The 25,840-nt window shown below is 68.3% G+C and carries 22 protein-coding genes; 11 read left to right on the forward strand and 11 right to left on the reverse strand.

The genetic code is table 11. The annotated features are described in order from the left end of the window. Positions 1-13: 13 nt before the first annotated feature. From R3E10_08075 to R3E10_08090, 4 genes are read left to right on the forward strand one after another with little or no spacing between them, the layout of a single operon-like run. A complete protein-coding gene (locus R3E10_08075; GenBank protein ID MEZ4415697.1) occupies positions 14-1,123 on the forward strand; it encodes a nitrous oxide reductase accessory protein NosL in 1,110 nt (369 codons plus the stop codon). Further along, the gene (locus R3E10_08080) at positions 1,120-2,409 is read left to right on the forward strand and encodes a nitrous oxide reductase family maturation protein NosD (GenBank protein MEZ4415698.1); all 1,290 of its coding nucleotides are present in this window, start codon (positions 1,120-1,122) and stop codon (positions 2,407-2,409) included. Before R3E10_08075 ends, R3E10_08080 begins: the two co-directional genes overlap by 4 nt. Further along, positions 2,406-3,179: an ABC transporter ATP-binding protein gene (locus R3E10_08085; GenBank protein ID MEZ4415699.1), complete on the forward strand. Its 774-nt coding sequence runs from the start codon at positions 2,406-2,408 to the stop codon at positions 3,177-3,179. The genes R3E10_08080 and R3E10_08085 overlap by 4 nt, the downstream gene beginning before the upstream one ends. Next, positions 3,179-3,979 (forward strand): ABC transporter permease subunit, encoded by an 801-nt coding sequence (locus R3E10_08090; GenBank protein MEZ4415700.1) that lies wholly within the window; start codon positions 3,179-3,181, stop codon positions 3,977-3,979. The genes R3E10_08085 and R3E10_08090 overlap by 1 nt, the downstream gene beginning before the upstream one ends. A gap of 24 nt (positions 3,980-4,003) precedes the next feature. On the opposite strand, the gene R3E10_08095 is transcribed toward R3E10_08090, so the two are convergent. After that, positions 4,004-5,260, reverse strand: a complete 1,257-nt coding sequence (locus R3E10_08095) for a LamG-like jellyroll fold domain-containing protein (protein MEZ4415701.1) — start codon at positions 5,258-5,260, stop codon at positions 4,004-4,006. Positions 5,261-5,503: 243 nt separating this feature from the next. On the opposite strand from R3E10_08095, the gene R3E10_08100 reads away from it, so the two are divergent. From R3E10_08100 to R3E10_08115, 4 genes are all read left to right on the forward strand, one after another. Next, the gene (locus tag R3E10_08100) at positions 5,504-6,991 is read left to right on the forward strand and encodes a serine hydrolase domain-containing protein (GenBank protein ID MEZ4415702.1); all 1,488 of its coding nucleotides are present in this window, start codon (positions 5,504-5,506) and stop codon (positions 6,989-6,991) included. 1 nt (position 6,992) lies between these two features. Beyond that, a complete protein-coding gene (locus R3E10_08105; protein MEZ4415703.1) occupies positions 6,993-7,346 on the forward strand; it encodes a tRNA-binding protein in 354 nt (117 codons plus the stop codon). A gap of 126 nt (positions 7,347-7,472) precedes the next feature. Next, positions 7,473-8,099 (forward strand): lytic transglycosylase domain-containing protein, encoded by a 627-nt coding sequence (locus tag R3E10_08110; protein MEZ4415704.1) that lies wholly within the window; start codon positions 7,473-7,475, stop codon positions 8,097-8,099. Between the two features lie 74 nt (positions 8,100-8,173). Next, positions 8,174-8,614: a DUF5658 family protein gene (locus R3E10_08115; protein MEZ4415705.1), complete on the forward strand. Its 441-nt coding sequence runs from the start codon at positions 8,174-8,176 to the stop codon at positions 8,612-8,614. 65 nt (positions 8,615-8,679) lie between these two features. Here the strand turns inward: R3E10_08115 and R3E10_08120 are convergent, their stop codons facing one another. From R3E10_08120 to R3E10_08135, 4 genes are all read right to left on the reverse strand, one after another. Beyond that, the gene (locus tag R3E10_08120; GenBank protein ID MEZ4415706.1) at positions 8,680-9,570 is read right to left on the reverse strand and encodes a M55 family metallopeptidase; all 891 of its coding nucleotides are present in this window, start codon (positions 9,568-9,570) and stop codon (positions 8,680-8,682) included. A gap of 152 nt (positions 9,571-9,722) precedes the next feature. Further along, positions 9,723-10,589, reverse strand: coding sequence for a prolipoprotein diacylglyceryl transferase (locus R3E10_08125; GenBank protein MEZ4415707.1), 867 nt, complete (start codon positions 10,587-10,589; stop codon positions 9,723-9,725). A 19-nt stretch (positions 10,590-10,608) separates the two neighbouring features. Next, positions 10,609-11,592: a DUF3187 family protein gene (locus R3E10_08130; protein MEZ4415708.1), complete on the reverse strand. Its 984-nt coding sequence runs from the start codon at positions 11,590-11,592 to the stop codon at positions 10,609-10,611. Positions 11,593-11,671: 79 nt separating this feature from the next. Further along, positions 11,672-12,850, reverse strand: a complete 1,179-nt coding sequence (locus R3E10_08135) for a hypothetical protein (GenBank protein MEZ4415709.1) — start codon at positions 12,848-12,850, stop codon at positions 11,672-11,674. Between the two features lie 559 nt (positions 12,851-13,409). Between R3E10_08135 and R3E10_08140 the strand changes: the two genes are divergently transcribed. Further along, on the forward strand, positions 13,410-14,675 hold the full coding sequence (locus R3E10_08140; GenBank protein ID MEZ4415710.1) for a glycosyltransferase: 1,266 nt from the start codon (positions 13,410-13,412) through the stop codon (positions 14,673-14,675). 38 nt (positions 14,676-14,713) lie between these two features. Here R3E10_08140 and R3E10_08145 read toward each other — a convergent pair whose 3' ends face one another. Further along, the gene (locus R3E10_08145; GenBank protein ID MEZ4415711.1) at positions 14,714-15,781 is read right to left on the reverse strand and encodes a DUF1028 domain-containing protein; all 1,068 of its coding nucleotides are present in this window, start codon (positions 15,779-15,781) and stop codon (positions 14,714-14,716) included. 193 nt (positions 15,782-15,974) lie between these two features. Between R3E10_08145 and R3E10_08150 the strand changes: the two genes are divergently transcribed. Beyond that, positions 15,975-16,571 carry a thioredoxin family protein gene (locus R3E10_08150; protein ID MEZ4415712.1) on the forward strand — a complete coding sequence of 199 codons (597 nt, stop codon included), beginning with the start codon at positions 15,975-15,977 and terminating at the stop codon, positions 16,569-16,571. A 51-nt stretch (positions 16,572-16,622) separates the two neighbouring features. Here R3E10_08150 and R3E10_08155 read toward each other — a convergent pair whose 3' ends face one another. From R3E10_08155 to R3E10_08165, 3 genes are all read right to left on the reverse strand, one after another. Further along, positions 16,623-18,584, reverse strand: coding sequence for a cation:proton antiporter (locus R3E10_08155; protein ID MEZ4415713.1), 1,962 nt, complete (start codon positions 18,582-18,584; stop codon positions 16,623-16,625). A 1-nt stretch (position 18,585) separates the two neighbouring features. Further along, a complete protein-coding gene (locus tag R3E10_08160; protein MEZ4415714.1) occupies positions 18,586-20,139 on the reverse strand; it encodes a hypothetical protein in 1,554 nt (517 codons plus the stop codon). 72 nt (positions 20,140-20,211) lie between these two features. Continuing rightward, positions 20,212-23,412 carry a glycosyl hydrolase gene (locus R3E10_08165; GenBank protein MEZ4415715.1) on the reverse strand — a complete coding sequence of 1,067 codons (3,201 nt, stop codon included), beginning with the start codon at positions 23,410-23,412 and terminating at the stop codon, positions 20,212-20,214. A gap of 116 nt (positions 23,413-23,528) precedes the next feature. Between R3E10_08165 and R3E10_08170 the strand changes: the two genes are divergently transcribed. Then, positions 23,529-24,314 carry a hypothetical protein gene (locus R3E10_08170; protein ID MEZ4415716.1) on the forward strand — a complete coding sequence of 262 codons (786 nt, stop codon included), beginning with the start codon at positions 23,529-23,531 and terminating at the stop codon, positions 24,312-24,314. Between the two features lie 55 nt (positions 24,315-24,369). Here the strand turns inward: R3E10_08170 and R3E10_08175 are convergent, their stop codons facing one another. Both R3E10_08175 and R3E10_08180 read right to left on the reverse strand, forming a co-directional pair. Further along, positions 24,370-25,185, reverse strand: coding sequence for an MBL fold metallo-hydrolase (locus tag R3E10_08175; protein MEZ4415717.1), 816 nt, complete (start codon positions 25,183-25,185; stop codon positions 24,370-24,372). After that, positions 25,182-25,784: a DUF5706 domain-containing protein gene (locus R3E10_08180; protein ID MEZ4415718.1), complete on the reverse strand. Its 603-nt coding sequence runs from the start codon at positions 25,782-25,784 to the stop codon at positions 25,182-25,184. The genes R3E10_08175 and R3E10_08180 overlap by 4 nt, the downstream gene beginning before the upstream one ends. Between the last annotated feature and the right edge of the window lie 56 nt (positions 25,785-25,840).

A 25,840-nucleotide genomic window follows, 5' to 3' on the forward strand; every position in this document is an offset into this window, starting at 1 on the left:
CGAGACCCGAGCCATGTTGACACGCGCGAGCCGTATCCTGGTCCTTCTGGCGTCCCTGGCGCTTCTCGGCGCGTATGCGTTCCCCCTGTGGACCATCGACCTCGAGGCACCGCAGTATCCCGAAGGGCTCGGCATGGTCATTCGGATCAATACCATCGAGGGCGTGAAGCCGAACGACCTCCGGAACATCAACAACCTGAACCACTACATCGGCATGAAGCGCATCGAGCCGGAGTCGATTCCGGAGTTGCGCATCATGCCCTTCGTGGTCGCCGCCCTCTTGCTCGGCGGACTGCTCGTCGCCGCCTTCGGCCGTCGCGCGGCCCTGTATGCATGGGTCGCGACCTACCTGGTCGTGGCCTTGGTGGGTCTGGCGGACTTCTACAAGTGGGAATACGACTACGGGCACAACCTCGACGACGAGAACGCGATCATCAAGATCCCTGGAATGAACTACCAGCCGCCGCTCATCGGCTCCAAGCAACTGCTGAACTTCCGCGCCCATTCCTGGCCGGGAGCTGGCGGGTGGATCCTCATCGTCAGCGCGCTGACCGGAGTCGCGGTGGCCGTCTCCGAACGACGTCGGCATTCGTCGAAGCAGACCGCCGCCCCCACGGCCGTTGTTCTGCTTGCTGTCACGGGCCTCGCCGCGACGGCCGGTTGCTCGGCGCCCGAGCCACGCGCGCTGGTGGCAGGCGTGGACACCTGCACGCGCTGCCACATGGCGGTCGCCGACGATGCCAGCGGAGCGGAGGTACTCACCACACGTGGGCGCATCTACACCTTCGACTCGATCGAGTGCATGGTCGCCTGGCTGGATCACGACGCGGAGGGCGTGCCGGTGGGCTCCGCCTGGGTGGCCGACCGAGCCGGGGGCGGCCGGCTTCTGCGCGCCGAAGATGCCTTCTATCTGGCAAGCGAGTCCCTGGGCTCCCCCATGGGTCTCGGGCTCGCCGCCTTCGGCGACGCCGGGGCGCGGACCCGTGCCCTCGAGCAGCACGGAGGGCAGGCGCTGGCGTGGAGCGAGCTGAGCGCATTCGTCGCTGAACGCTGGCCGGGCGGCAATCCGCCTCGGGGGCACGTCGGTCGAGCCCTCGACAGCGCTGAGCGGATCCCCGCATGATCCACGCGCTACTCCTGCTGTGCGCATTGCAGTCGCCGCCGGTAGCCCCCCCAGCTACCCCATCTGCCAAGGACGATCGGCGAAGCGCCGCTCGAACCTGGACGGTGGAGCCGGGCGGACCTCTGGCGAGTCTGGGCGCCGCGGTACGCGTCGCTGCGCCGCACGACACCATCCGCATCCGCCCGGGTCGCTACCGCGAGCCCACCGTCGTCGTGGACCGTCCCCTCACCCTGCTGGGAGACGAGGGCGCCATTCTGGACGGGGAGGGCAGCCGAGCTCTCCTGGTGGTGCGCGCCGACTCGGTGACGGTCGCCGGGTTGAGCTTCTTCGACACCGGCATCTCCTTTACGGAGGACCGCGCGGCGTTGCTGGTGGAGAAGGCGCGATTCTGTTCCATCGAGCGCAACGACTTCCGGAACACGTTCTTCGGGATCTACCTCGCCAATGTCGGCGACTGCGTCGTGTCCGGAAACACGCTCACGGCCGACGCGGAGCGCGAGACCCGGGCAGGCAATGCCATCCACCTTTGGTACTCACTGCGGGTGCAGATCACGGACAACGTGATCACTGGTCATCGCGACGGGATCTACTTCGAGTTCGTGGAACAAAGCCGGGTCGAGCGCAATGACAGCAGCGGCAACCTGCGCTACGGGCTCCACTTCATGTTCTCCAACGGCTGCCAATACCGTGGCAACCGCTTCGCACACAACGGAGCGGGAGTCGCGGTCATGTACACGCGTGACGTGGTTCTGGAGGACAACGATTTCGATCACAACCGGGGCCTCGCCACCTTCGGCCTGCTGCTCAAGGACATCACGGACACACGCATCGCCGGCAACCGCTTTCGCGAGAACAGCGTGGCCCTTCACGCCGAGGGCGCCAACCGGGTGGAGATCCGGGAGAACGAGTTTCTGGCCAACGGCTGGGCCGTCCAGCTCATGGCCAACTCCGAAGACTCCCGCTTCGAGAACAACAACTTCGCCGGCAACTCCTTCGACGTATCCACCAACAGCCGCCGCACCCGCAGCTTCTTCGCGGGCAACTATTGGGACCGCTACCACGGATACGACCTGGACCGCGACGGCGTGGGCGACGTACCCTTCCGCCCGGTCCGGCTGTTTGCGCTGCTCGCCGAGCAGAATCGGCCGCTTCTGTTGCTGCACCGCAGCGTGCTCGTAACGCTGTTGGACGTAGCCGAGGAAGTTCTCCCCGTTCTCACCCCCGCGAACCTCGTCGATGTCCAGCCCGCCTTGGAGCCCAAGGCCACGCCCTGGAGGTCGTCGTGAACCTCGCCCACGCCGATCCGCCACTACGCCTGGATGGCATTCGTAAGCGCTACGGCCCCTTGGAGGTGTTGAAGGGGGTTCGGGTGGAGCTGCACGGCGGTCGGATCACAGCCCTGTTGGGGCCCAACGGTGCCGGCAAGACCACGCTGCTCAAGATCGCCTTGGGTCTGGTGCGTGCCGACGCCGGAGAAGTGATCCGCGAGGGTCAGGACGTGCGCGGCACGTCGGAGTTCCGGCGGAGCATCGGGTTCATGCCTCAGCTTCCCCGCTTCCCCGCCAACCTGTCGGCTCGTGAGCTGGCAGCCATGCTGGACGACCTGCGTGACTTCCGCGACACACCCGATGAGGAGCTCTTCGACACGTTCGGGCTGGCGCCGGTGCTGGACAAGCCGTTCCGGGCCCTTTCCGGGGGAACGCGTCAGAAGGTGAATGCGGCGCTGGCCTTCCGCTATCCGACTCCCGTGCTGATCCTCGACGAGCCCACCGCGGGGCTCGATCCGGTAGCGGCACGCGTGCTCAAGGAGAAGATCCGCAAGGTGTCTGACGCGGGTCGAGCGGTGCTGCTCACCTCTCACGATCTCGGACAAGTGCAGGCGCTCGCAGACGAGGTCGTGTTTCTGCTCGACGGCGTCGTGCGCTACGAGGGCTCTCTGCGTCATCTGTTGAACAGCACCGGTCAGCGTGAACTGGAGGGCGCAGTAGCGACGCTGATGGTCCGGGACGCTGCGACGAGCAAGCCGGGCGATCCCTGCACCGAGGAGGTGGCCTGATGAACGGTCGCTTTCGCGGCGCCACCAAGATCCTGCGCTACACGCTGAGAAACGCGCTGCGGGGGCGGGCGCTGCTCGGCTACGGCTTGTTCTTCCTCGCCGTGAGCGGAGGCCTGCTGCGGTTCGGCGGCGGCCTGGAACGCGCTCTTCCGTCGCTGGCCAGCGTCACGCTCCTCATCGTACCGCTGGTCAGCCTCGTCGTGGGTACCGTGTCGCTCTTCGACGGCAGAGACTTCACCGAGCTGCTGCTATCCCACCCCGTGGGGCGCGACGCGCTGTTCCTCGCGCTCTATCTCGGCCTGGCGCTCCCGCTCTCCGCCGCCTACCTGGTGGGTGCCGGTCTGCCCTTGGTGTGGTATGGGGCGTTTGGCACGTCCAGCACCGCCGTGCTGCTCCTCCTGCTGGGTGGGGTGCTACTGACGGCGATCTTCACCGCCCTGGCCTGCTGGGTGGCACTCTCCTTCACGGACGCAGCGCGGGCTCTCGGGGCGGCCCTCCTGCTCTGGTTGCTTCTCACGGTGCTCTACGACGGCGTGGTCCTGCTGGCGGCTCACGCTCTGGCGGACTGGCCGCTGGAGCGCCCGCTGCTGGCGGCCATGCTGCTGAATCCGGTCGACGTGGCGCGCGTGCTGGTCCTCACGGGGCTGGACGCTTCGGTGCTGATGGGGTACACCGGCGCCGTCTTCGAGCGCTTCTTCGGAAGCGGTTTGGGCACGGCGGTCGCGCTCACATCCCTCTCGCTGTGGGTGATTCTGCCCGCGTGGGTGGGGCTACGCCGCTTCCGCCGCATGGATTTCTGAGGTCCATCCGAACGCAGGACCCGCTCACCCCGGCGGCCCGGCCGGATTGGGCTCGCAGCGCTGGGGCGCTCGCTCCACCGTGTAGAGGATGGTCAGCACCCGCCAACGCCCCCGCTCGCGCACGAGCTGGAAGGTGTCGATCCCACAGTGGCTGTAGGTGTCGTCCCAATGCAGGTCGTACGGCGTCCAGATGGTCGCGATGTCGTGCCGGACGCGCACCTCGGGGTCCCACATGCGCTCGATGGGCACGCGCGCCGCGTTGGCGATCTGGGTGAAGAACTGCGCCCGCGTGGAGACCCGGACCGTGCTCGAGTCAGGCCCCGGCACCGTGGCGACCAGAGTCAGCCCGGGGTGGGACAACGCCGCCAGCTGCACGGTGTCGCGGGCCGCCATCGCCTGAAAGAACCTCTCGCCGGTTTCGCGCACCGCCGATTCCTCGGGGCCGAAGCGCGCCGCGAACGCTGCGACTTCGGACGGCGTCCACGCGCGGTCGAACACCAGCAACTCGTCGATGGCACCCACGAAGGGCATCGTCTGGTGAACCTCGTTCCCCTGATGGGACTCGAAGCCGGCATAGCACGCATCCGTGGGATAGAGCTCACCGGGACTCCAGCGCCGCGCGGCCTGCGCCGCTTCGTTGCGCAGATGAGCGTCGGCCACCGCCGGCCGACCGTCGACCCAGATGGTGACGAGGTCGGCATCGATCGGGTCTCCCACCGTCCCCCCCATGACCAGCACCACACTGGTCCAGCGGCCAGGGCGCACGGAACCGGGCACGGTCGAGACCCCGCCACCTCGCGTGTCCCCCAACCGGTAGCGGTCGTCGGGCGTGATCCAGAAGGCCCATTGGTCGTCACACGCCAGAACGTGCTGGTGCAGCCCGAGTGAATCCACGCGCATCCAGGCCGCGATGGTGAGCGGCCCGTCGAGCGCCAGATCTGCATGCTCTGCGATGTGGATGCGCTGTGCGACCGACGCGAACGCCTGGGCACCTCCCAACGGACCGCGCGCCAGCAGCGCCTCACCCAACTCTCCATGGTGTCCGCGGCCGCTGAAGTCGCGAAGCAAGCCGTCCGGCGTGAGCGTCTCCATGTCCCACGCCAGCACCAGTCCCCGCGGTTCGATCGCAGCGCTGCCCGTGGGCCGCTCAGCCGTGATGCCCTGGAAATGAGGCACTTGAGCCGAAGTCGACCGAACCGTAGCCAGGAGGGCGCTGACGGCGGCGAGCAGAGCGGGCCAGCGAAGCCAACGCCTGCCCACTGCCGGACGGAACCTGTTCATCGACACTCCTCCGAGGTCAGCGCGCACGAGACTGGAACGCCGTGTCTCGCGTCTGGATCATGACACAGATCATACGGCGAGCGGGTTGCCGCAGCACCTCGACCTGACACGCGTGCCGTACTGCGCCCGACCCACTGCGCCCGCCACCTCGCGGTGGCCAGGGAGGTCGCCGATCGCCATGTTGGGCCGCGCGGGGAGCCAGGTGGCTCCCACGTCGAGGACGCCATTCCGGGAGATCCATTCATGCGCCCCCTCATCCGCTCCCTCGCCCTGGCGCTGCTGCTGGCTCCGCTCCCGGTCGCCACCGCCGCCCAGGTGTCGCAGGACGATGCCGTGCGCGAGGCCCTCGAGGTGGTGGGCACCTGGTTGGACGCTCAGATGGCCTACGAGCAGATCCCGTCGTTCCAGGCTGCCATCGTGCATGACCAGGAGCTGGTCTGGAGCCGGGCAGCGGGATTGGCACACCCCGACCGGGGCGGGGCCGCAGACGAGCACACGCTCTACAGCATCTGCTCGATCTCGAAGCTGTTCACGTCCGTCTCCGTGATGCAGCTGCGCGACCGCGGGCTGCTCGACCTGCGCGACCCGGTAGCGAAGCACCTTCCCTGGTTCGATCTCGAACAGCGCTTCCCGGGGTCGGCGCCCATCACGGTGGAAGGCATCCTGACGCACTCGGCCGGCCTGCCCCGCGAGTCCAACCACCCCTACTGGACCGAGCCCGATTTCGCCTTCCCCACCAAGGACGAGATCATCGCCGGGCTCCATGAACAAGAGACGCTGTACCCGGCCTGGAAGTACTTCCAGTACTCCAACCTCGGTCTCACCCTGGCGGGGGAAATCGTGGAGCAGATCTCCGGCATGCCGTACGACGCCTACGTGAGAGAGAACGTGCTGCGGCCGCTGGGAATGTCGGACACCTATCCGGAGATCCCGCTGGAGCATCGCGAGGGCCGCTTGGCCACCGGCTACGGCTCTCCGACCCGAAGTGGACGACGGGAGCCCGTCGCCTTCTTCCAGGCCAAGGGCATCGCGCCCGCTGCCGGCTATGCATCCACCGCGCGGGACCTCTCGCGTTTCGCGTCCTGGCAATTCCGCCTGCAGGGCGACGCCAAGCAGGTTCTGCAGGCCCATACGCTGGCGGAGATGCAGCGCGTGCACTACGTCGACCCCGAGTGGAACACCTTCTGGGGGCTGGGCTTCAGCATCAGCCGCCGCGGCGACAAGACCTTCGTGGGGCACGGCGGCAGCTGTCCGGGCTTCCGCAGCCAGCTCACGCTGCAGATGGACGAGAAGATCGCGACGGTCTTCATGGCCAACGCCATGATCGGGGCGGGTACCTACACGAACGGGATGTACGATCTCGTGTCCGAAGCCATCCGCGCGGCCACGGGGTCCGAAGACCCGCCGAACCCGAGCGTGCCCCCCCCATCGCCGCCCCAGGCTCAGCCCGGACCGCCGCTCGACCTGACCCCGTTCGTCGGCACGTACTCCGGGCAGCCCTGGGGATCGGAAACCGCGGTGGTGCGGTGGAAAGGAAGCCTGGCACTCCTGTCGCTGCCCACCGAGAACCCGCTCAGGGGGCTGACGCGGTTGAAACACGACTCGGGCGACGTCTTCTACCGCGTGCGCTCCGACGGGGAACGGGGCGAGGATGTGGTCTTCCACCGCGACGCCCAAGGCAACGTGACCAGCTTCAGTGTCTTCGGAAACCACTCACGAAGGATGCGCTGACGTGGAGCCTGCGCCGCTCAAATCCCGCATTCCCTACGATGTCTTCGCCCAACTCGACATTCGTGTCGGCACCATCGTCGAGGTCAGCGACGTGGAGGGGTCGTCCAAGCTTCTGCGCCTGCGTGTGGACTTCGGCGACGGGGTCCGCACCATTCTGTCCGGAATGAAGAAGGAGCGACCGGATGCACAGGCGTTGGTGGGCGTCCAGACGCTGTTCGTGGTGAACCTCGAGCCTCGCCGCATGGCCGGGGAGGTCTCCGACGGCATGCTGTTCGATCTGGGGCATGCCGACGGAGTCACACCCCGCCTGGCCATTCCCGAAGGGCCCATCCCCAACGGCGCGCGGGCGGGCTGAGAAAGCACCCTACGTCATCGGGAGCACACAGCTACGTCATCCGGCATGGCCGGTCTCGGGCCCGCACCTCGCCATATCCAGGTGCAAGGGCCGACGAGCACCTCTTCTGCCTGCCTGGAGATCGACGTGAAATCAGCCGCTCTCACCACCTGTGCGCTCCTCGCGCTGGCCGCCTTCACGCCAGCGACGCCGGGGAGTCCCGCCACTCCCGAGGAAGAGGTGCTCTCGCCCCTGCGCCAGCGCATCGACCGCCTGGCCGCCGAGCTGGCCCGTGCAGACTCCGTCTACCGGGCCGACGTCGAGCCCATCGAGCGCATGCTGCGGCCCTTCTCCACAGACTCCCTGCTCGTGCGCCGCGTGTCGCTGGCGCTGGTGCGAGAGGCACGTTCCACTGGGTTGGCTCCCGGACTGCTGACCTCCGTCCTGCTGGTGGAGAATCCCTGGCTCGACCCGGCGGCGCGCAGCTTCGTGGGGGCCGTGGGCCTGATGCAGGTGATGCCCTTCCATGCGGGAGAGTGGGAGTGCGAGTCGGACGACCTCGAGAACATCGAAGCCAACATCTGCCACGGGTCGCGGATCTTCGCCCGACTGCTCGACCGCTCCGACGGCGACGTGGAGCGGGCGCTCCTCCGCTACAACGGTTGTGTGCATGGACGCAACACTCCGGACTGCCACGAATACCCTGCCAAGGTGTACGCCAGGGCAGGTCAGGCCTTGATTCGCGGCTGGATCCAGGCGGTCCCCTCGCCTTGAGGCGGGGGGTGGCATATCGTCTGCTCGTGAGCACCGACCAAGGCACCGGCCGCACCCCCGAACCAGGAGTGCCGATGGATCGCAGACAGACCGATCGGCGGGCATCCCACGTCCTGCTGTCCGACTGGCGTTGGGCCTGGCGCGGACGCCGCCGGGGTGGCCGTCGGGCAGGCGAGGTACTGGAGAGTGGCGTCGACTGGCATCACCCCTGGTTCCTGGTGCTCACCCTGGTGGTCATGGCCCTGAGCACGCTGGACGCCATCTTCACGCTCGAGCTGATCGCGCGCGGCGTGGTGCGGGAAGCGAATCCGGTCATGCGCTTCCTCATGGAGCTCGACGTGCAGCTCTTCGCGAACTTCAAGGTGCTGTTGACCGGGTTCGCGATGCTGATCCTGGTCGCCTGCAACACCAACTCGGTCCTCCGCCGCGTTCCCGTGCGGGGCATCCTGCACGGCATCCTGGTCTTCTACGTCGCTCTCATCGGCTACGAGGTGCACCTGCTCGGGCTGTCCTGACGAGCCGCCACCCGGCGCGCTTCGTCACTCCAGAGCCGCACCACCGCTGGCCCCCGCCGCACCGGTCAGGGGGACAGCCCCGGCTGGTAGTAGGAGATGAACTCGAGGAAGCGCGCGACGGCGACCATATCCGGGGCGGTCATCCGGATGGTGTGCGCATCCTTCAACTCGATGAACGGCAGGTAGGCCAGAACCTGCGCCTGGCGGTAGTGCTTGAACGAGATCTCCAGTTCGATGGGCCCGTTCAGGCGGTAGGGGCGCAGCGAGCCGTGCCTGCGCACGCCCGCCTCCACCTTCTCCCGGATGAGCTGCTGCGCCGGGCGGGGCATCATGGTGGTGGCCGAATGGAAACCCAGCGCCCACTTCACGGTGGCACCTTCGATGTCGCCCAGCAGGCCCTGGGCCTCGGCCACGATGGCGTCGTCGCCCGAGATCGCGACCACCGGGACGCCGAAATGGCCGGCGATGGCTGCGTTGATCCCCGCTTCCGGCATTTCCACACCGTTGAGGCGCACGGCGGTGAGGTTGGCACTCGACATCGTATGGGCCCGCACACCTTCCGTGTTCGTGGTGCTCGAGTGGTAGCCGATGAAGACGGCGGCATCGAACGTGGAATCGATGCCTTCCATCATGGCCAGGGGCCGGGGCCAGGAGCGCACCAGCAAGACGTCGTCCGGGAGTCGTTCGATCAAGATGTTCTGACCGTTCCCATGCGAGTCCGCCACCACGATCTCGGTGGCACCCGCCGCCCGAGCACCTTCGATGGCGGCGTTGACCTCGTCGGTCATGAACTCGCGGAAGCGGGCGTACTCGAAGCCACCCGGACCCAGCTGCTCGTCCGTGACCACCCCGGTGATCCCCTCGAGGTCGGCGGAGATGTGGACCTTGAGCCCCTGGGCCGAGAGCTGGGGAGCGAGACCGGCCAGGATCAGGAGTGTGGCGGCGGTGCGGACCATGGTGCCTCCGGAGCGAGATCTGGAGGCGTCAGTCTTCGCTGCGGGTGCCGGTCGCGCAACCGAAGGAGGCTCGATGCATCCCCGGAGCGGCCCTCGTGCGGCGCGGGTGCCGCCCGAGAGGGACACCAGCGCTCGAGAACAGGCCGGCCGGCCTAGGCGGCTCGCGCCGTCCCCCCGGTGGCCCCCGGCCGCGCGCGCAGTTGTGTCACCATCCATACGGACACGCCCAGCAGCACCGCCGAGATGACCTGTGCTTGCGTGAAGGTGCCGAACAGGAAGCGGTCGCTCTTCAAGCGGACGATCTCCAGCAGGAAGCGGTTGACCGCGTACAAGCCCATCCAGGCGCCGAACATCCAGCCTGGCCGATGGGGAACATGCCGGAGCCGCAGCAGCAGCACGAAGATGACGAGCGAGGTGACCATCTCGTAGAGCTGGGTGGGGTGTACGGGGATCACCTCACCGAAGCGGGCCACCAGCGCGGGATCGATCTCCACGCCGAAACGGTCGCGCAGCACCGTGACCGTGGTCGGTGGTGCTCCCTCTGGGAAGGCCACGCCCGCCCAGGACCCGGTGGGGCGCCCGTAGTCGTCCCCCGCCAGGAAGCAGCCGAAGCGCCCCACCAGAATCCCGATCGGCATGCCCATCGCGATGGCGTCGAAGGTCTTTCCCACCGGAAGCCGCGTGCGGCGCATGTAGATCCACACCATGAGCGTGGCCAGGATGAATCCGCCGTACCACGTGAAGCCCGTGCCGGAGAACAGCGCGGACAGGCCCCGCCCACCGGACTGGGGCGGATTCGCCAGCACGAAGTAGAGCTTTCCGCCGACGATGCCCCCGACCAGCGCCCAGAACACGAGGTCGCTCATGCGCTCCCCGTCTTCGCCCAGCCGGTTCAGCTCGTGACGAGCCACCACTCCCGCGGCGATGAACGAGAAGAACAGGAGGATGCCGAAGGACTGCACCTCGGCTCCCCCGATGATCGGAAAACCTTCGGGGATTTGGAACAGGATCGGTCGCACGAAAAACCCTCCGTGACCCTCAGCGCGAAATGCGGGTGAACTGCACGTGGACCGTGAAGTCCACGGACGGACTGTTGGGCGGCACGTCCTCGACGAAGCCCACCTGCCACCGCCAGACGCCCCGGGTCCCCGCCACGCCCAGCGTGAGCAAAGTGGCGGCATGGTCGAGCTCGCTCACCCCGGCCCCGACCAGGTACGGGCTCGACCCCGCGAGCTGTGCCAGCAGCGCCACCGACCCCAGCGAACGCTCCCCGGCGATCAGCGCGTAGAATGCCGCGGAGCGCGTCCAGGGCCGGGCCCAAGCCGGCGCGTTCAGGGTGGATACGCCGCTCAGCGCGTGCAGGTGCCAGCGGGTCCAGGATCGGCGCCAGAGGGCCTCCACTCCCAGATCGCCGCGCCCCGTTCCCGTGCCCTCCACCCCCGTGGGCAACTCTACCGTGGCGCGCAGGGACAGCGCGCTCCCTTCACCTGCGCGCACGGCCCATTTCGCGAAGAGCTGCACGTCCTCGGGGCCGAACCTGCGCTCCGGCACCCGGAGCAGAACCTCTCCATCGGAGTCCCAGAGGACGAGTCCATACTGACCGTTGGGCACCTGCTCCCGATCGCCGTTGGGGAGGTTGAAAGCGCCGTGCAGTCCCTGGATGAGCGGGTCGAGGAAGCCCGCCCAGTTGGTCTGGAAGCTGATCCGGCCCCCGAGCTCCCACCCTCGTCCCATTCCCCGGCGCACGGTCACGGTCGTGGTCAGGCGCTCGAGATCGAAGTACTCCTGGAGGGCGTCGCCCTCCCGACTCTCGAAGATGTTCGAATAGGCGAACGCCACGTCTGCCCGGGTGCGACTCCGCGCCAGCACGTCCGCCCCCTCGGGGATCGGCACGTAGAACAACTCATAGACGGGGTTCCGCTCGCTGGTGCCCAGCGGCCCGAACGCAGGCTGCTGCGCCGAGACCCGGAGAGGCAGGAGCAGGAACGCAGCGAGGGCGAGGTGGAGGGTGGCGGGGGACACCCTTCAAGATAGAGCAAGGCGCGATGGGGTCCAGCGTGAGCGGGAGCCACCGTGGTCGTGGCTCCCGCTCCTTGGCAGTTCAGCCCTGCAGTCGGTACCGCTCGATGTATTGGAGGTCCATCTCGTCGAAGCGGATCACGTAGGCGGTGCCGTTTCCGAATCCGACCAGCCGCCGCGCGGGCTCCAGCTCCACGCTGCCGATCCGCTTCCCGCTGGCGTCGAACACGTCGTAGAGCGGCGGCTCACCGGCGCGCCGGTAGCGCCGCACCCAGGCACGACCACTCGGGTCCACCAGGACATCGCCGGGATCGAAGGCCGGCTTGGTCTCCGGCCAGGTGTAGTCGTTGATGTCCGCTTCCGCCCCCAACCCCCCGCCGCGGGCGAAGCTGGTCCGCACCTGGCTGTTGTTCATCTCCACGGAGATCCCGATGCCACCGCCGCGCTGCGCGCTGGTCTGCACCCACTCGTTCTTGTCCGCCGTGCGGATCGGGATGGGGTCGTAGGGCACAGGCGTCCCGGGATGAACGGTCCCGTCGGGATCGATCCAGTCGACGCGGTAGGGCTCTCCCATCCGGACCAGGGCCACCCGACCGTCCGCGCCGACCGCCCACCCGTCCGCGGCCGAAAGCGGGATCTGACGCACCATACGCTGTTGAGCATTGGGCCCCCCCGACGAGCGGTCCTCGCGGGCGGGCAGCTGGGCCTCGCCGAGCTCGACGATCTCTCCGGTCGCCAGGTCCCAGCGCTTTACCTTGGCGTGCGTGGGCAGCGCTCCACCCGGGGCGAGTCCGACGGTCTGATAGTAGATCCGTCCCTGCCCATCCGCGCCCGCGGGAATGCGGGGCTCGAAATTCCCACCCGGGCCCGGCGTCCCGGTCGCCATCGGGTGGGTCTCCCCGAACCGGAGATCGGCCCCGAGCTCGGTGAGCCGGGCGTTGCCCAGATCGACCAGGAGGCTGCGGCCCCCCGGCAGCGCATAGACCGCGTCCGGCTGCCGGTACTCCTCGGGGCCTTGGCCCTCACGCCCGAACGGCTCGACGCGGCCCTTGGCGAGGTCCACGACCTGGAGCGTTTTGGACAACGGATCCGCTACGACGAGGCGGCCGTCCGGGAGCTCCCTTACGCGGTTGACCAACCCGAAGCCCTCGTCGAGGGCGGCGTCGCGTACCAGGCGGGGGACCCCCTGGGCGCTTCCCGCCTCCGATCCCATCCCGATTGCCGCCACCACTCCGGTGACCGCAAGTACCGACCTTCGCATCAGCATCCTCCGTCTGGCAGGCGACCCTGGGGCTCCACCCGCGGTTCGTCGCAACGTGGCTGGGACGTTCTGGAACGGCCCCACGGTTGCTCCGGGCGGACTGGTACACACAGGCGGCGGGGATGTCCCGCCTGTCGCGAGGACCACTCCGGCGGGCCGGAGGGCCTTCCACTCCTGGGACGGTGGAGCATCCGGAGGTGCGTGCGAACCTCCGTGCCCGGCATCCACCGCCGTAACATTTTGGCTCACCTCAACTTCCGGCCAGCTCCCGCGCCCCGGGGCGAAGCGGTGCGCACCCTTTGGCGGCGCGGCTCTTGCACATAGCTTTCGGCTCCACCCCCACGTCGCAGCAGGCTTTTCGAGCCGCACCACTCAAGAGCGGAGAGGCGGTCGGGGCGTGATCGACACCTATCAGGGCAGCCCGCCGACACTCGAGTTTGCTTCACCCGGCGAGTGGGCCAGGCCTCAGCCCCACCCGGCCACCTCATCGGGCGCCTCGCGTCCGCTGAGGGTGCTCCTATTGGCCTTCGCGTACCCGCCCTTCCCCGCCTCGGGGTCGATGCGAGCGGAGAAGATCGCACAGGCGCTGGTGGCGCGCGGCCACGAGGTGAAGGTGCTCACCGCGCCGGCGCGAGCCGGCGAGCGCGGCATCCGCATCGAGGATCGCAGCCTCGAGGTGCGTACGCTCCGCTACCCCGGCAATCCCCGCCACCTCTGGATCCGGGCCCGGCAGCTGCTGGGAAGAAGCAATGGCAAGGGGAACGGACGCTCCGGCGGGGGAGCGGGCGGCTCGTCCGGATTCGCCTCGCGCAACGGCGGGGGGCCCTCACAACTCATCCGCGCCCTCCTGTTCCTGCCCGATGATCAACAGGGCTTTGGGCTGGCCGCGCTCACGCACGGGCTCACCCATGCGCATGCGTCGTACGACCTGATCTACTCGACCGCGCCGCCGTTCTCGTCCCACCTCGCGGGCTACGTGTTGCACCGTCTCACAGGCACCCCCTGGGTGGCGGAGTTCCGCGATCCCTGGACCAACAACCCGGTCAACCCCAAGCCTCGCACGGGTCTGACCGACGCCCTGGAGGATCGCTTCGAGAGCGCGGTGATCCGTACCGCGGAGCGGGTGGTAGTGGGGACGCGTCGCTTGCTCAACGAGTTGGCCGAGCGGCATGGCCCCCAGAATGCGCGTAAATTGCTCCTGGTTCGCAACGGGATCGACACCATCGCGGAAGAAGCCCCGACCCCGCGCCCACATTCAGAGCTCCTGCACCTGGGCACGCTCTACGGGGCACGCTCGGCCGAGTTCCTGCTCGAGGGCTTGGCGCGTGTGCTGACCTCGGATTCCGATCCCGAAACGCTGCGCGTCCGTTTTGTGGGCGTCGATGACGACGAGCAGCGTCAGGGGCTGCAGGCGTTGGCGGAACGGCTCGGCTTGGCCCGCGCCGCCATCTTCGAAGCCTGGCAACCCCGCGCAGAGGCTCTGCGTACGCTGGCCGCCGCCGACTTCCCCATCTTGCTGGCCATCAACCAGCCTGCGCAGGTACCGAACAAGCTCTATGAGTACCTCGGCACCCGTAAGCCCATCATCGCGCTCGTGGACGAGGACGGCGAATCGGCGCACCTGCTGCGGCGGGCGGGGCGGCACATCCTGTTGTACCAGGACACCGCCGACGCGTGGGAATCCGCGTTCCGCCGCGCAACCGCGCTCATCCGAGACCACAGCAGCGCCACCAGCTCGACGGACGCCTTGAAGCTGTGGAGCACGGAGCGGCAGTTCGACCGCCTCGTCGACGTCCTCGAAGGCAAGCCGATCACGGACGAGTAGGTCGGCGCCGGCGGGGCTTTCCGAAAGGCCCAGGCACCTCAGCGCCGGACTGCGGTCGCCTCCAGCACACGCTCCCGAACGCCGTCGGCCAGGCCGCGGGCCGCGAGCGCCTGCCACAGATGGACGAGCGCCTCCTGGTCCACCAAACCGGCCGGCGCCCCGGCAGCCGCAGTGGAGAGCCCCTCGTCCTTCCGGAAGCGTTCCACTGCGTCGATCGCCGCGGGGTCGTAAAGCTGGCCGGCGGCGTCCAGCTCCGGCGCGGGCCCGCTCAGATACCCGAGCGCATGCAGCATGACCTTGAGCTGCCAGACGTCGTTTCCACTGATCGACTCCAGCACACGGTAGCCCAGCGTCTGGCTGATGGTGTCGTAGATCCGCCGCAGTTCCGCCACCGGCTCAGGGTGTTCACAGACGTTGATGTTCGCGGTCAGGCCATCGGAACGTCGAGAACGCCCGGGACGTGGATCGGCCACGATCACGGCCGCCGACTGCTTGCGGCCGTGTCGCGCGTCGCCTCCCACGGCGTGACCCGCGGCCAGCGCTTCGATGAGCCGATCGGCGAGGTGACGGGGCGATCCTTCGCTGGCCTCGAACGTCCGCGCCACGGCTTCCAACACCTCGGGTCCCACCAACACGTTGCCCTGGGTGGCATAGTTGAGGCCCGCCCGCTGCCCCTTCCAATCGTTGGGGCCTGAACCCGTATGCTGCGCGCTGCGCCCCGACAGGTCGATGACACCCACCTGTCTTCGATCCCGACCTTCGTCCGCAGCCAAGGCCTTGCTCAGGGCCTCGTCGGGACTCATGCCCGCAGCCAACATGTCGAGCAGCTCATTCCCGTACTCCGTGCGCGTGTTGGCCTGGGTGGCCACCGCCCCCACGCCGGCCCGCACCCAGGGCACGCCGTTGCCGACGCAGGGCACCCGGGTCGTGACCGCTACGCCGCTCTCGCCAGTGCGAGGGTCGACGGCAGCGATCGAGAACGTGGAAAACACCGCGTCCACACCGGTGCCCCAGAGAACCGGCTCCTGGCCGAGTGCGCCGGCGGGCGCGAAGGCGAGCAGACTGGCCGGCACGAGCAACGACGGCGCGACCTTGGAAGAGCGCATGGGCGATCTGACGTGAAGGGGGAAAGGCGCGGGTCTCGGCCCCGCGAGCAGCCGCCAAGATAGGGCGGGCCACCGGCCTTCGCCTCCCCCGGAGGCGAGCCTCTACGATGCGGTCGCGGGCCAGCGCACCAGCGGCGGGCGTGCTGGCCGGGAACCTGCAACGTGCATCGGTGGTTGGGACGGTGATGAGTCGATGATGGTCGTCCGCTCGACGGACACGCACCTGGACGGAAGGACCCCAGCGATGGATGCGGTGGACACGCGCAGCCTGACGGAGTGGTTCGAGGGGGCCCAACCCTTCGAGCGCTACCTCGAGGGCACGCTCAAGAACCACGAGCTGTGGTTGGATCTCTACGCGCGGGCTCGCCTGCCCGCCTGGGTTGCGACCCTGCCTCGTCGGCCCGACCTGCGCTTCCTGGTGATCGCCGAAGACTGGTGCGGCGACGCCGTGAACACGGTCCCCTTGGTGGCTCGCCTGGCGGAGTGCCTGGGCGTCGAGGTTCGCGTCCTGGCGCGGGACCAGAACCTGGAGCTCATGGACCGCTACCTCACCGGCGGCCATAGTCGCTCCATTCCGGTCGTCATCGTCATCGACGCGTCCGGGAACGAGGTCGGGTGGTGGGGTCCTCGCCCCCAGGAGCTGCAGGATTGGGTGCTGGGCGAGGGCCAGCAGCTCGACAAGGACTCCCGGTACCGTGAACAGCGGCGCTGGTACGCGCGCGATCGCGGGGAGACCACGTTGCGTGAGCTGACCCGCCTCTGGCTCGCCCAGCCTGCGTCGGCCGGCTGACCGCTCGGCCACGACCCGCACGCACAGCGGTCCCCGCGGCGCGCACGACAACTACGCGGAACTGGCGCCTTCCAGCAAATCGAGCGCGCGCTGGATCTGCTCGTGACTGCCGAGCAGGAACAGGACATCGTCCGCGGCGAAAACCCACTCCGGCGGCGGATTGGGCTCGGCGGTACCCGAGCGCACCACCGACACGACGGTGGCCCCCGTCAACGCGCGCAGACGGAGCTGCGCCAACGTGGTCCCCACGGCGGGGCTCGCCGGCGACAACGCCACGGTCTCCGTGGTGGCGGCCGCCAACGCCCGCGCCAGGCGGTCGGTGAGGCCTACCTCTCCCTCCGCACGGCGCAGCATGTGGTAGCGATCCGCGCGCAGCAGGCGCTCCTGAGCCCGCACGACGTTTCCCGGAACGTGGAGCCGCCTCAACAGCCTGGCCACGATCTCGATCGACGTCTCGAACTCTTCCGCCACGACCTCGTCGGCTCCCGCCTGGGTGAGCTGTGCGATCTCCGCCATGCGCGCGGCGCGCGCGATGATGACCACATCGGGGTTGAGTCTACGGACCGCGCGTACTGCGCTGACGGAAGCGGTGGGATCGGACAGTGCCAGCACCACGACACTCACCTGGCGCACGTCGGCCAGGACTTGCACGTCAGGTCGCGTGACGTCGCCGAAGACCACACGCGTATGGGGACCCTGGGCGCGCGCAGCGCGGCGGCCGTCGATCTCGACCACCACCGTGGGCACCGAGGCAGAGCGCAGTACGCGAAGCAGGTTCTCGCCGTTGACGCCGTAGCCTCCGATCATCACGCGCGCGGCGGGCGCGGCGGGAACCTGGGGCTCGGCGGGGGCCCCGGCCGCCACGCGGTCCCACCCACTCGCTACCGCGTGGATGAGCAACGGGGAGAGCAGCATGGTGAGCACCGCTGCAGGCACCAGCAGCGCGAAGGGCCCTTGGCCGCCACCGGCCACAGCGCCCGCCCCCAGCAGTAGAAACGCGAACTCCCCCACCTGCGCGAGCGCGGCCGCGCTGAGGACACGGGCGCGTCCTTTCAGTCCGAGCAGTGCGGCGGCCACGACCACCACAAAGCCCTTCCCCACGATGGCGAGCGCTGCGAGCCCGAGCACGGCCGCCCAGTGCTCCAGCGCGAACCGGATGTCGAGCAGCATTCCCACCGAGATGAAGAACAAGCTGGTGAAGACGTCCCGGAACGGTCCCGTCTCGGTGAGGATGTGGTAGTGGTACTCGGAGTCAGCCAGCAGCAGCCCCGCCAGAAAGGCCCCCAGCGCCGGCGACAACCCGAGCGATCCCGTGAGCAGCGCACCGCCCAAGCACACGAACAGGGCCAGCAGCACGAACAGCTCGCGGATTCCCGACTCGACGATCTGCTTGAGCAACGCCGGCGTCACGACACGCCCCACCAGGAAAGCGACCGCCACGCCCACCAACCCGCCCAGGATGCGGAGCCCTCCGCCGGCCGAGCTGTCCGCACCGGCACCCATCAGCAACGGGACGACCAACAGCAGCGGAACGAAGGCCAGGTCCTGGAACAGCAAGATGCCCAGCGTGACGCGCCCGTGCGACGACCGCAGCTCGCCGCGATCCGCCAACACCTTGAGCGCGATCGCGGTACTGCTCATACCCAGCGCCAACCCCGCCACCAGTGCCGGACCAGGGTCCAACCCCATCAAGGTGGCGCCCAACCAGCCCGCGCCCGCAGTGAGGCCGAACTGGAGCGAGCCACCCACGAGCAGGAAGCGTCCCAGCTCCCTCAGCCTCGGGAGCGAGAGCTCCAGCGCGACGATGAAGAGCAGGAAGACCACACCCAGCTCGGCGGACGCTTCGACCTCTTCGACTTCTGCGATCAGCCGCAATCCGGACGGGCCCACCAAGGCACCGGTCAGGAGGAAGCCGGCCACGGCGGGCAACCGCAGACGCCGACTCAACAGGAGGACGAAGAGCGCGGCGCCAAAGAGTACGACCACGTCGGCGAGCAGGGTCCCGCCGTGCATGTCAGCCCTCGGCCAATCCCAGGAGGCACGCGTCCGGATGGACGCGGTACGCTGCGACCTCCGCGGGCGTGGTCACCGAGCCGAGGAACTCGAGCGCGCCGGGGCAGCCTTGTTGGACAGCCGCCACGTCCCGCACCACCTGGAACTCGCTCCCCAACAAGAGCACGACCGTCACCTGGTCCGCCTGGACCCGACCCGCCAGAAACGCCCCGGGCCGCTCGAACACCGTCCCCCCGACATCGGGCTGGGCCGGCTCCGCGTTGACGCCCTGCCGCCCCGTGTACAGGAAGAGGCTGGCCGCGAACGGCGCCAGCAGGCGGTCGTCCGGGCGGGTGTTCCGATCCACCCAGGCAGCGGCGGTCACCAGCGACACCGAGTTGGCCAGCAGATACCGCGACGCGTGGTACGTGACCCGCGTGTCCGTCGGCTCCAGCACTCCTGCCCGGATCTGAACCTGGCGCACGCCCACCACGGCGGCGACGGCCACCAGCACGCCCTGGCCCACACGCCGTGCGCTCGAGACGGCCCAGAGCGGTGAGCCCGCCGCCAACAGCCCCATCACCGGGAGCAACGGTGCGTAGAAGCGATCCTGTGCGAAGGGCCAGATCGAGAGCAGCGCACCCTGTGCGAGCAAGGCCAACCAGACCGCCGACGTGACGCGAGCACGTCGAGCGATGGCTGTTGCCATGTATACGACCAGCACGGCCAGCACCGCCCACCCGAGGAAGACGGCCGGAGCCAGATGATCCGGTAGGAACGTGGCGTACCCGCGTGCGTTGTGGCGGATCACCGAGGCGAAGTAGGCGATCCGCTCCCCCAGGGTTCCTGCCGGGAACCAGGATTCGTAGGACGCCTCGTCCGGCTGGGTGGTTCCGGGCCCCAGGCGCAGCATGCGCGCATGCCACATCCTCCAGACGAGGACAGGCAGCGCAGCCGCCCCGCCCACCAGGATCGCGCGCAGGCTCCCCCGGCTCCTCGCTCCATCCAACCACGCGATGGCCACCATGAACGCGGGGACGAGGAAGAGCGCCTGCGACCGGAACAGCGTGGTGAGGCCGAGCACGGACCCGAGCCAGAGTGCCCTGAGGACCCGCCCTTCTGCGGCCCAGGGAACGAGAGCCAGCGCGCCGGCCCATCCCAGCAGGAACCAGGGCTCGCTCACGGCGAGGTTGAAGAACTGGACCGCGGTCTCGATCAGGAAGGCTCCGACGCACAGCACGGCCAGAGGGAGGGCCTCAGCCCCCAGGCGGACGCGCCCCGTCCACCAGAGCAACCCAGCGGCGGTGGCACTGGCCAGGGTGCTGGAGAAGAGTGCCATCGACTGCACGCGGGTGAGCCCGCCACCCACCGACCAGAAGAACGCATAGAGCAGCGGTAGTCCCGGTGGGTACTTCGCGTGTACAGGGCTCCCCACGGCGTAGATGGAGCGGTACCCCTCCCCCTCCGCGAGCGCCTTGCCGAGCGACACGTAGATCGCGTCGTCGGAGAGGGCGCCCAGCGCCAGGTAGGGCGAGACCCTGAGCAGCAGATACGCCACCAACACGGCCGCACCCACCGCGAGCGCTTCCTGCAGGGACCGGCGGCGGGCATCGGGGGCGGCCGGACCAGACCGCTCCGTGGACAGTGGCTACTCCTCGGACACGATGGCAGGAAGTCCACGCTGGCGCAGCAGCGCGTTGAGCGCCTCCAACCCACCGTCCACCAGCGCACGGTAGCGCTCCGCGGCCTCGTCCAGGCGGACCTTGAGCTCGGTGTGCACCTCGACCTGTGGGGTGGTGGGACGGAAGTCCGCGCTGGACGCACCCACGTCATTGGCCAGCGCGCTGTAGCGACCGTAGAGCTTCATCGGGTTACGGAAGGCGTCCTCGCGCGCACCGGTCAGGTAGATGTCGAACAGGCGCGCCTCCACCTCGATGGCCGCGCGCTCCGCCTTTTCCGCCTCCTCCAGGATGCCCTGCGCGCCGGGATCGCTCCCGAGTCGCGACTGCACGTCGTCCACCTGCTTCCGGGTCCATTCCAGGTCGTTGATCATCGTCACGATCTGGTCGATCTCGTCACGCAGTCGCAAAGAAAGCGCCACTTGTTCCTGGATGTCCGCAACGGTCCCCGCGGAGTGGGGATCCTTGAGCACTTCGAGCGTTCCGCTGGCGCTCCGGTCTCCCACCGAGACGGACACGGTGTAGGTGCCAGGCACCACGCGCGGCCCCAGCTGGCCCTGGTTGAGATCCAGATCCCACGTGCGCAGCGGCCGCCAACCATCCGGCCCCATGGGCACCCACTCCATGTCGGGGGGAGGCGTGCGCAGCTGTGGCGTCTTGCTGCGCTCGTAGCGCAGGTCCCACCACGTACGGTTCACGCCGGGGCGCGCGGCCACTCGCAGCGTTCGCACCGTATCCCCCGCCGCGTCCGTGATGACCACACTGGCGCGTCCAGCGCTGCCCTCCCCGACCCAGAAGTTGAGGTCGGCCCCCGAAGGAGGGTTCCGGCCGGTCACGTACGAGCTCTCCGTGTGGATGCCCTGCACCGAGTTGAAGCGGTAGGCGGCGCGCGGCGTGATCAGCGCGAGCGCGTCCCCGTCCCGGCGATCGAGCGCGCGCAGGGGTTCGATCCCGTCCATGATGTAGAAGCCGCGACCGTAGGTTCCCACGACCAGGTCGTCGAAGCGCTCCTGCACCGTGAGCCAGTAGACCGGGGCGGGGGGCATGTTGTTGCGCAGCGGATTCCAGGTGGCGCCGTCGTCCAGGGAGAACCAGACGGAGTTGTCCGTCCCTGCATACAGCATCCCCTGACGCTTGGGGTCTTCGCGGACGATGTGCACGAACGAATGCGGCGAGGACGGGATCCCGGACGAGATCTTGCGCCAGGTACGCCCGTAGTCCGCGGTCTTGTAGATGTGCGGTGTGAAGTCCGCCTGCTGGTGGTTGTCCACCGCGATGTAGGCGGTGCCCTCCGCGTAGCGCGAGGGCTCGATGCTGGCGATGGTGGCCCAGTGGGGCAGACCCGGCACGTTCTGGCCGACCTCGGTCCAGGTGCCGCCCCCGTCCCTCGAGAGGTGGATCAAGCCATCGTTGGAGCCCACCCAGAGCAGTCCTTCGCTGAGCGGCGACTCGGCGATGGAAAACAGCGTGGCACCGTCGAACGTCATCAGGTTGTCTACGGCGACACCGCCGGAGCTTTGCTGGTGGCTCTTGTCATTGCGCGTGAGATCCGGGCTGATCACGTCCCAGGTCTGGCCCGCGTCCGTCGTCCGGTGGACGACCTGGCTCCCCACGTAGACGGTCTCCCGCTCGGTGTGCGGCGAGATCCAGATGGGGAAGGTCCAGTGCCACCGGAACTTGAGGTCCGCGGGCGTCCATCCGTAGGCTGCCTCCGGCCAGACGCGCACGTTGCGCGCCTGCCCCGTGCGCCGATCGTAGCGCTCCAGCCCACCGTCGTAGCAGCCCGACCAGACGATGTTGGAATCCCGGGGCACCGGGATGGAGAAGCCAGATTCACACCCGCCCACCGCTTCCCATAGCCCGAGTGGGATGGCACCCTGGCGACTGTTGGAGGGACCGCGGTACGAGTAGCCGTCCTGCCGATTCCCGTACACGTTGTACGGGACCTCGTCGTCCACGTGCACGTGATACATCTGTGCGATGGGCAGCACGATGCGCTCGAACGACCTTCCCCGGTTCAAGCTGATGTTCAACCCGCCATCGTCAGCCACCATGATGCGATCGGCGTCGGTGGGATCGATCCACACGTCATGGGTGTCGCCGCCACCCCGCGGCCCGTTCTCGACCAGGGAGGCGCCTCCATCGATGGAGAGGCTGAAGCGCACGGACGTGAAGTAGATGCGATCCGGATCGGAGGGATCGACGCCAAAGCGCGTATAGTAGGGGGCACGCTCGGCGATCGTGTGGTTGCGAAGCACCAGGCGCCAGGTGTCTCCTCCGTCGTCGGAACGGTAGAAGCCGGGGCTGGCCTCCTCGGTCAGCACATAGATGCGTCGCGGATCACTCGGCGCAACGGCGACCGCTACCTTGCCGATGTGCTGCTCGGGGTTCTCAGGGAGTCCACTGCCCGTGTGGTCGAGGCGCTCCCAGGTGTCCCCGCCGTCCCGCGAGCGCCACACACCGCTGTCCGGTCCGCCCGAATCCAGCCCCCAGGTGTCGATCTGCACATCCCAGAACGACGCGTACAGCGCGCGCGGGTTGACCGGATCGATATCGAGGTCGATGCAGCCGGCGTCCTGGCTCACGAACAACACCTGCTCCCAGGTCTTGCCGCCGTCGGTGGTGCGGTAGACGCCCCGGTCGGGCTGAGGACCGTAGGCGTGGCCCAGGGCGCACACGTAGGCCACGTCCGGGTCGTCGGGGTGGACTCGGATACGGCCGATGCGACCCGTCTGCTCCAGCCCCATGTGCATCCAGGTGGCTCCGCCGTCGTTGGAGCGATAGACCCCGTCTCCCATGGCATGGGCGGGGCGGATGACGAAGGTCTCACCGGTGCCCAACCAGACGACGTTGGGCTCGCTGGGCGCCAGCGCCAGCGCAGATACAGAGGCCACGTCGAAGTCGTCGAAGATGGGTCGCCAACTGACGCCCCCGTCCTCGGTCTTCCAAGCGCCACCCGACGCCGCACCCACGTAGACCACGGAGGAGTTGCCGGGCTCTCCCACCACCGCGATGGCCCTGTTCCCGTCCGGTCCGATGAATCGGTAGCTCAGCGCGGCGTAGCGCTCGGGAGCGACCTGCTGGGCGCCGACACCGGACGCGAACAGAAGGCCGGCACTGGCCAGCAGTGGACGAAAACGACACGCGAACCTGCGACAGCGACTGGGCATCCTGCTCCTCCGGAAGATCCTGGGTCGCTGGCAAAGTCGGTCCAGGACCGCCGTGGGTCCAGGGTCCGGCACGAAGCTGGCTGCAAACGGGGGAAGGGCCTCCGGTGGAGGCCCGCATGCCTGCCGGCCCGGCATTGGCCGGCAGCCGGTCCCCCTCTACCTTCGCCCGCATGAAACGGAAGACCTGGATCTCCTGGCACCGCTGGCTCGCCGGGATCGGCGGCGCTCTCTTGATCGCGCTCAGCATCACCGGCCTCTGGTACCCCCTGCAGGTGTACTTCCCGGCCCTCCGCGGCCGCGTCCCCGAGGTGGGGGGCGAAGCGTCGCTGGACCTCTCCCAGGTCACGGTGTCGGCTGCGGAAGCCGCGCAGCGTGCGCTGGACGAGCTGGCCGGCGATGCCGAAGTGCGCACCGTGCAACTCACCATGATGGGTCCCCACGCCGTCTACGACATCCGCACGAGCGCCGGGCGCAAGATCGTGCGGGCTTTGGACGGGGAGTCGTTCCGTCTCACCCAGCAGGAAGCCGAAGCACTGGTGCGGCAGCGCTACGGCCTCGGGGAGCAAACGCTGGAGGGGGCGGTGCAGGAAGGACGCTCACTGGCCTATTGGGGCGACGTCGGCCTGCCGGCGTACGTCTTCACGGTGGCGGGCAGCTCCTCACCGGTGTGGGCGGTCAACCCCATCGATGCACGGGTTCACGCGGGAACGCTCATGCAGCGGATCAGCGAGGGGCTCATGCGAGCGCACCAGTTCTGGCCGATCGAGGAGTTCGCAGGGCGGACGCTGCAACGCGCCGTGCTCGTGTTCTCGGGGGTGCTCAGCCTACTCCTCGGCGTGACCGGCTACTTCCTGCTCTTCCCGCTTCGTTGGCGACTGCAAAGAGGACGGAGCGGCGGCTGAGGGAGGGACAACTGGCGCCGCGGTGTTCAGGTAGCCTTCATACCGACCACCACGCTCAGAACTCGAAGCGCATCCCGTCACGTCCGGCGACGACGGGAACGCGCGTCCGGGACCGGGCCGCCTCCACCAGCGCGTCCAACTGGTCGTCGGACCGCCACGGGTCGTGGTGCACCAGCACCAACTGACCCACCCCGGCCGCATCGGCCAGGGCACAGGCGTCTTCGATACAACTGTGGCCCCAACCCGCACGCCGCGGCAGCTCCTGCTCGGTGAACTGGGCATCGTGGGCCAGCACGCTGGCGCCCTCCGCGAACTGGACGAAGTCGTCGAAGGGGATCCGTTCGGGCGACGTGGATGCGAGCTCGTTGTCGGGCATGAACACGAAGTCCCGCCCGGGCTCGCCGATCCGGTAGCCGTAGGTGACGCCCTGGTGGTTGCAGCGTTGGCGCGCCAGACCCAGGCCCTGGCCCGCCAGATGCGGGATGGGGTTGCCTGCGATACGACGAGCATAGGCGGGCAGAGCCGCCGCCCGCACCGGAAAGTGACGACCATCCAGCAGGGCCAGAGGGCTCCAAGGACCTTCGTCGGTATCTGCATCGAAGATGACCACGGTACGGTCCTTCTCCCACAGGGGTCGGAAGAAGGGGAGCCCCAGCACGTGGTCCCCGTGGATGTGGGTGAGCAGCACGCTCACATCGACGTCGCGACCCGCCAGGTCCTGACCCAGGGGCCGCACCCCAGTGCCCGCGTCGATCACCAGGACGCTCTTGTCCCATTCCACGGAAAGGCAGGACGTATCCCCACCGTGTCGGACGGTGGCAGCCCCTGGCACCGGAAAGGTGCCGCGGGTGCCCCAAAGCGTCACGATCATAAGGTCACCTGGCCCACCACCCCGTAGTACACCACGAGGAAGAGCAGAACACTCGCCACCAGCGCGATCATGAACACGGTGTACGAAGTACGCAGCAGTGTGTACTTCCTCTGCAATACGCGCCCCAGTGAATAGATATCCCGCATCATGTTGGTGTAGAGACGGTCCGTGTTGGTCAGCAACGACTTGAGCCCCGCCACGAAGTCATCTTCGGTCAAGCCCACGAAGTTCCCGAAGAACAGGATGTTGGCCCGGTTGGACTCGACGTCGTCCAGCGTGAGCTGCCGGTGGGTGATGCGTGGACGCGCCGCCAGAACCGCGAAGACCATCGACGCCGCGCATCCGAGCAGCAGGACCACCGTCGGGACCAGCAGCCAGGGATTGCTGTCGATCCTCGGCGAGATCGAGGCGATCACCACCGAGATGATGATCCCGTTGATGGAGATCATGATGTTGGCCTTGTTGTCGGCCATTGAGCTGAGATTGAGATGCGACTGGTAGGACGTGCGGAACATGGTCTCGATACCGCGAGAAGACCCCAACCCGTCGTCCTTGTGCTTCTTCTTTTTCTTCTTCTTCGGCTTTTCGTCGCCAGACACGACTTCACTTCCGCCATCCCAGCCAGCCGCGGGATGCTGTACCTCGGAGCTCGTGC

The sequence above is a fragment of the Gemmatimonadota bacterium genome (assembly GCA_041390105.1).
In the GTDB taxonomy this organism is placed as follows: domain Bacteria; phylum Gemmatimonadota; class Gemmatimonadetes; order Longimicrobiales; family Gaopeijiaceae; genus JAGQIF01.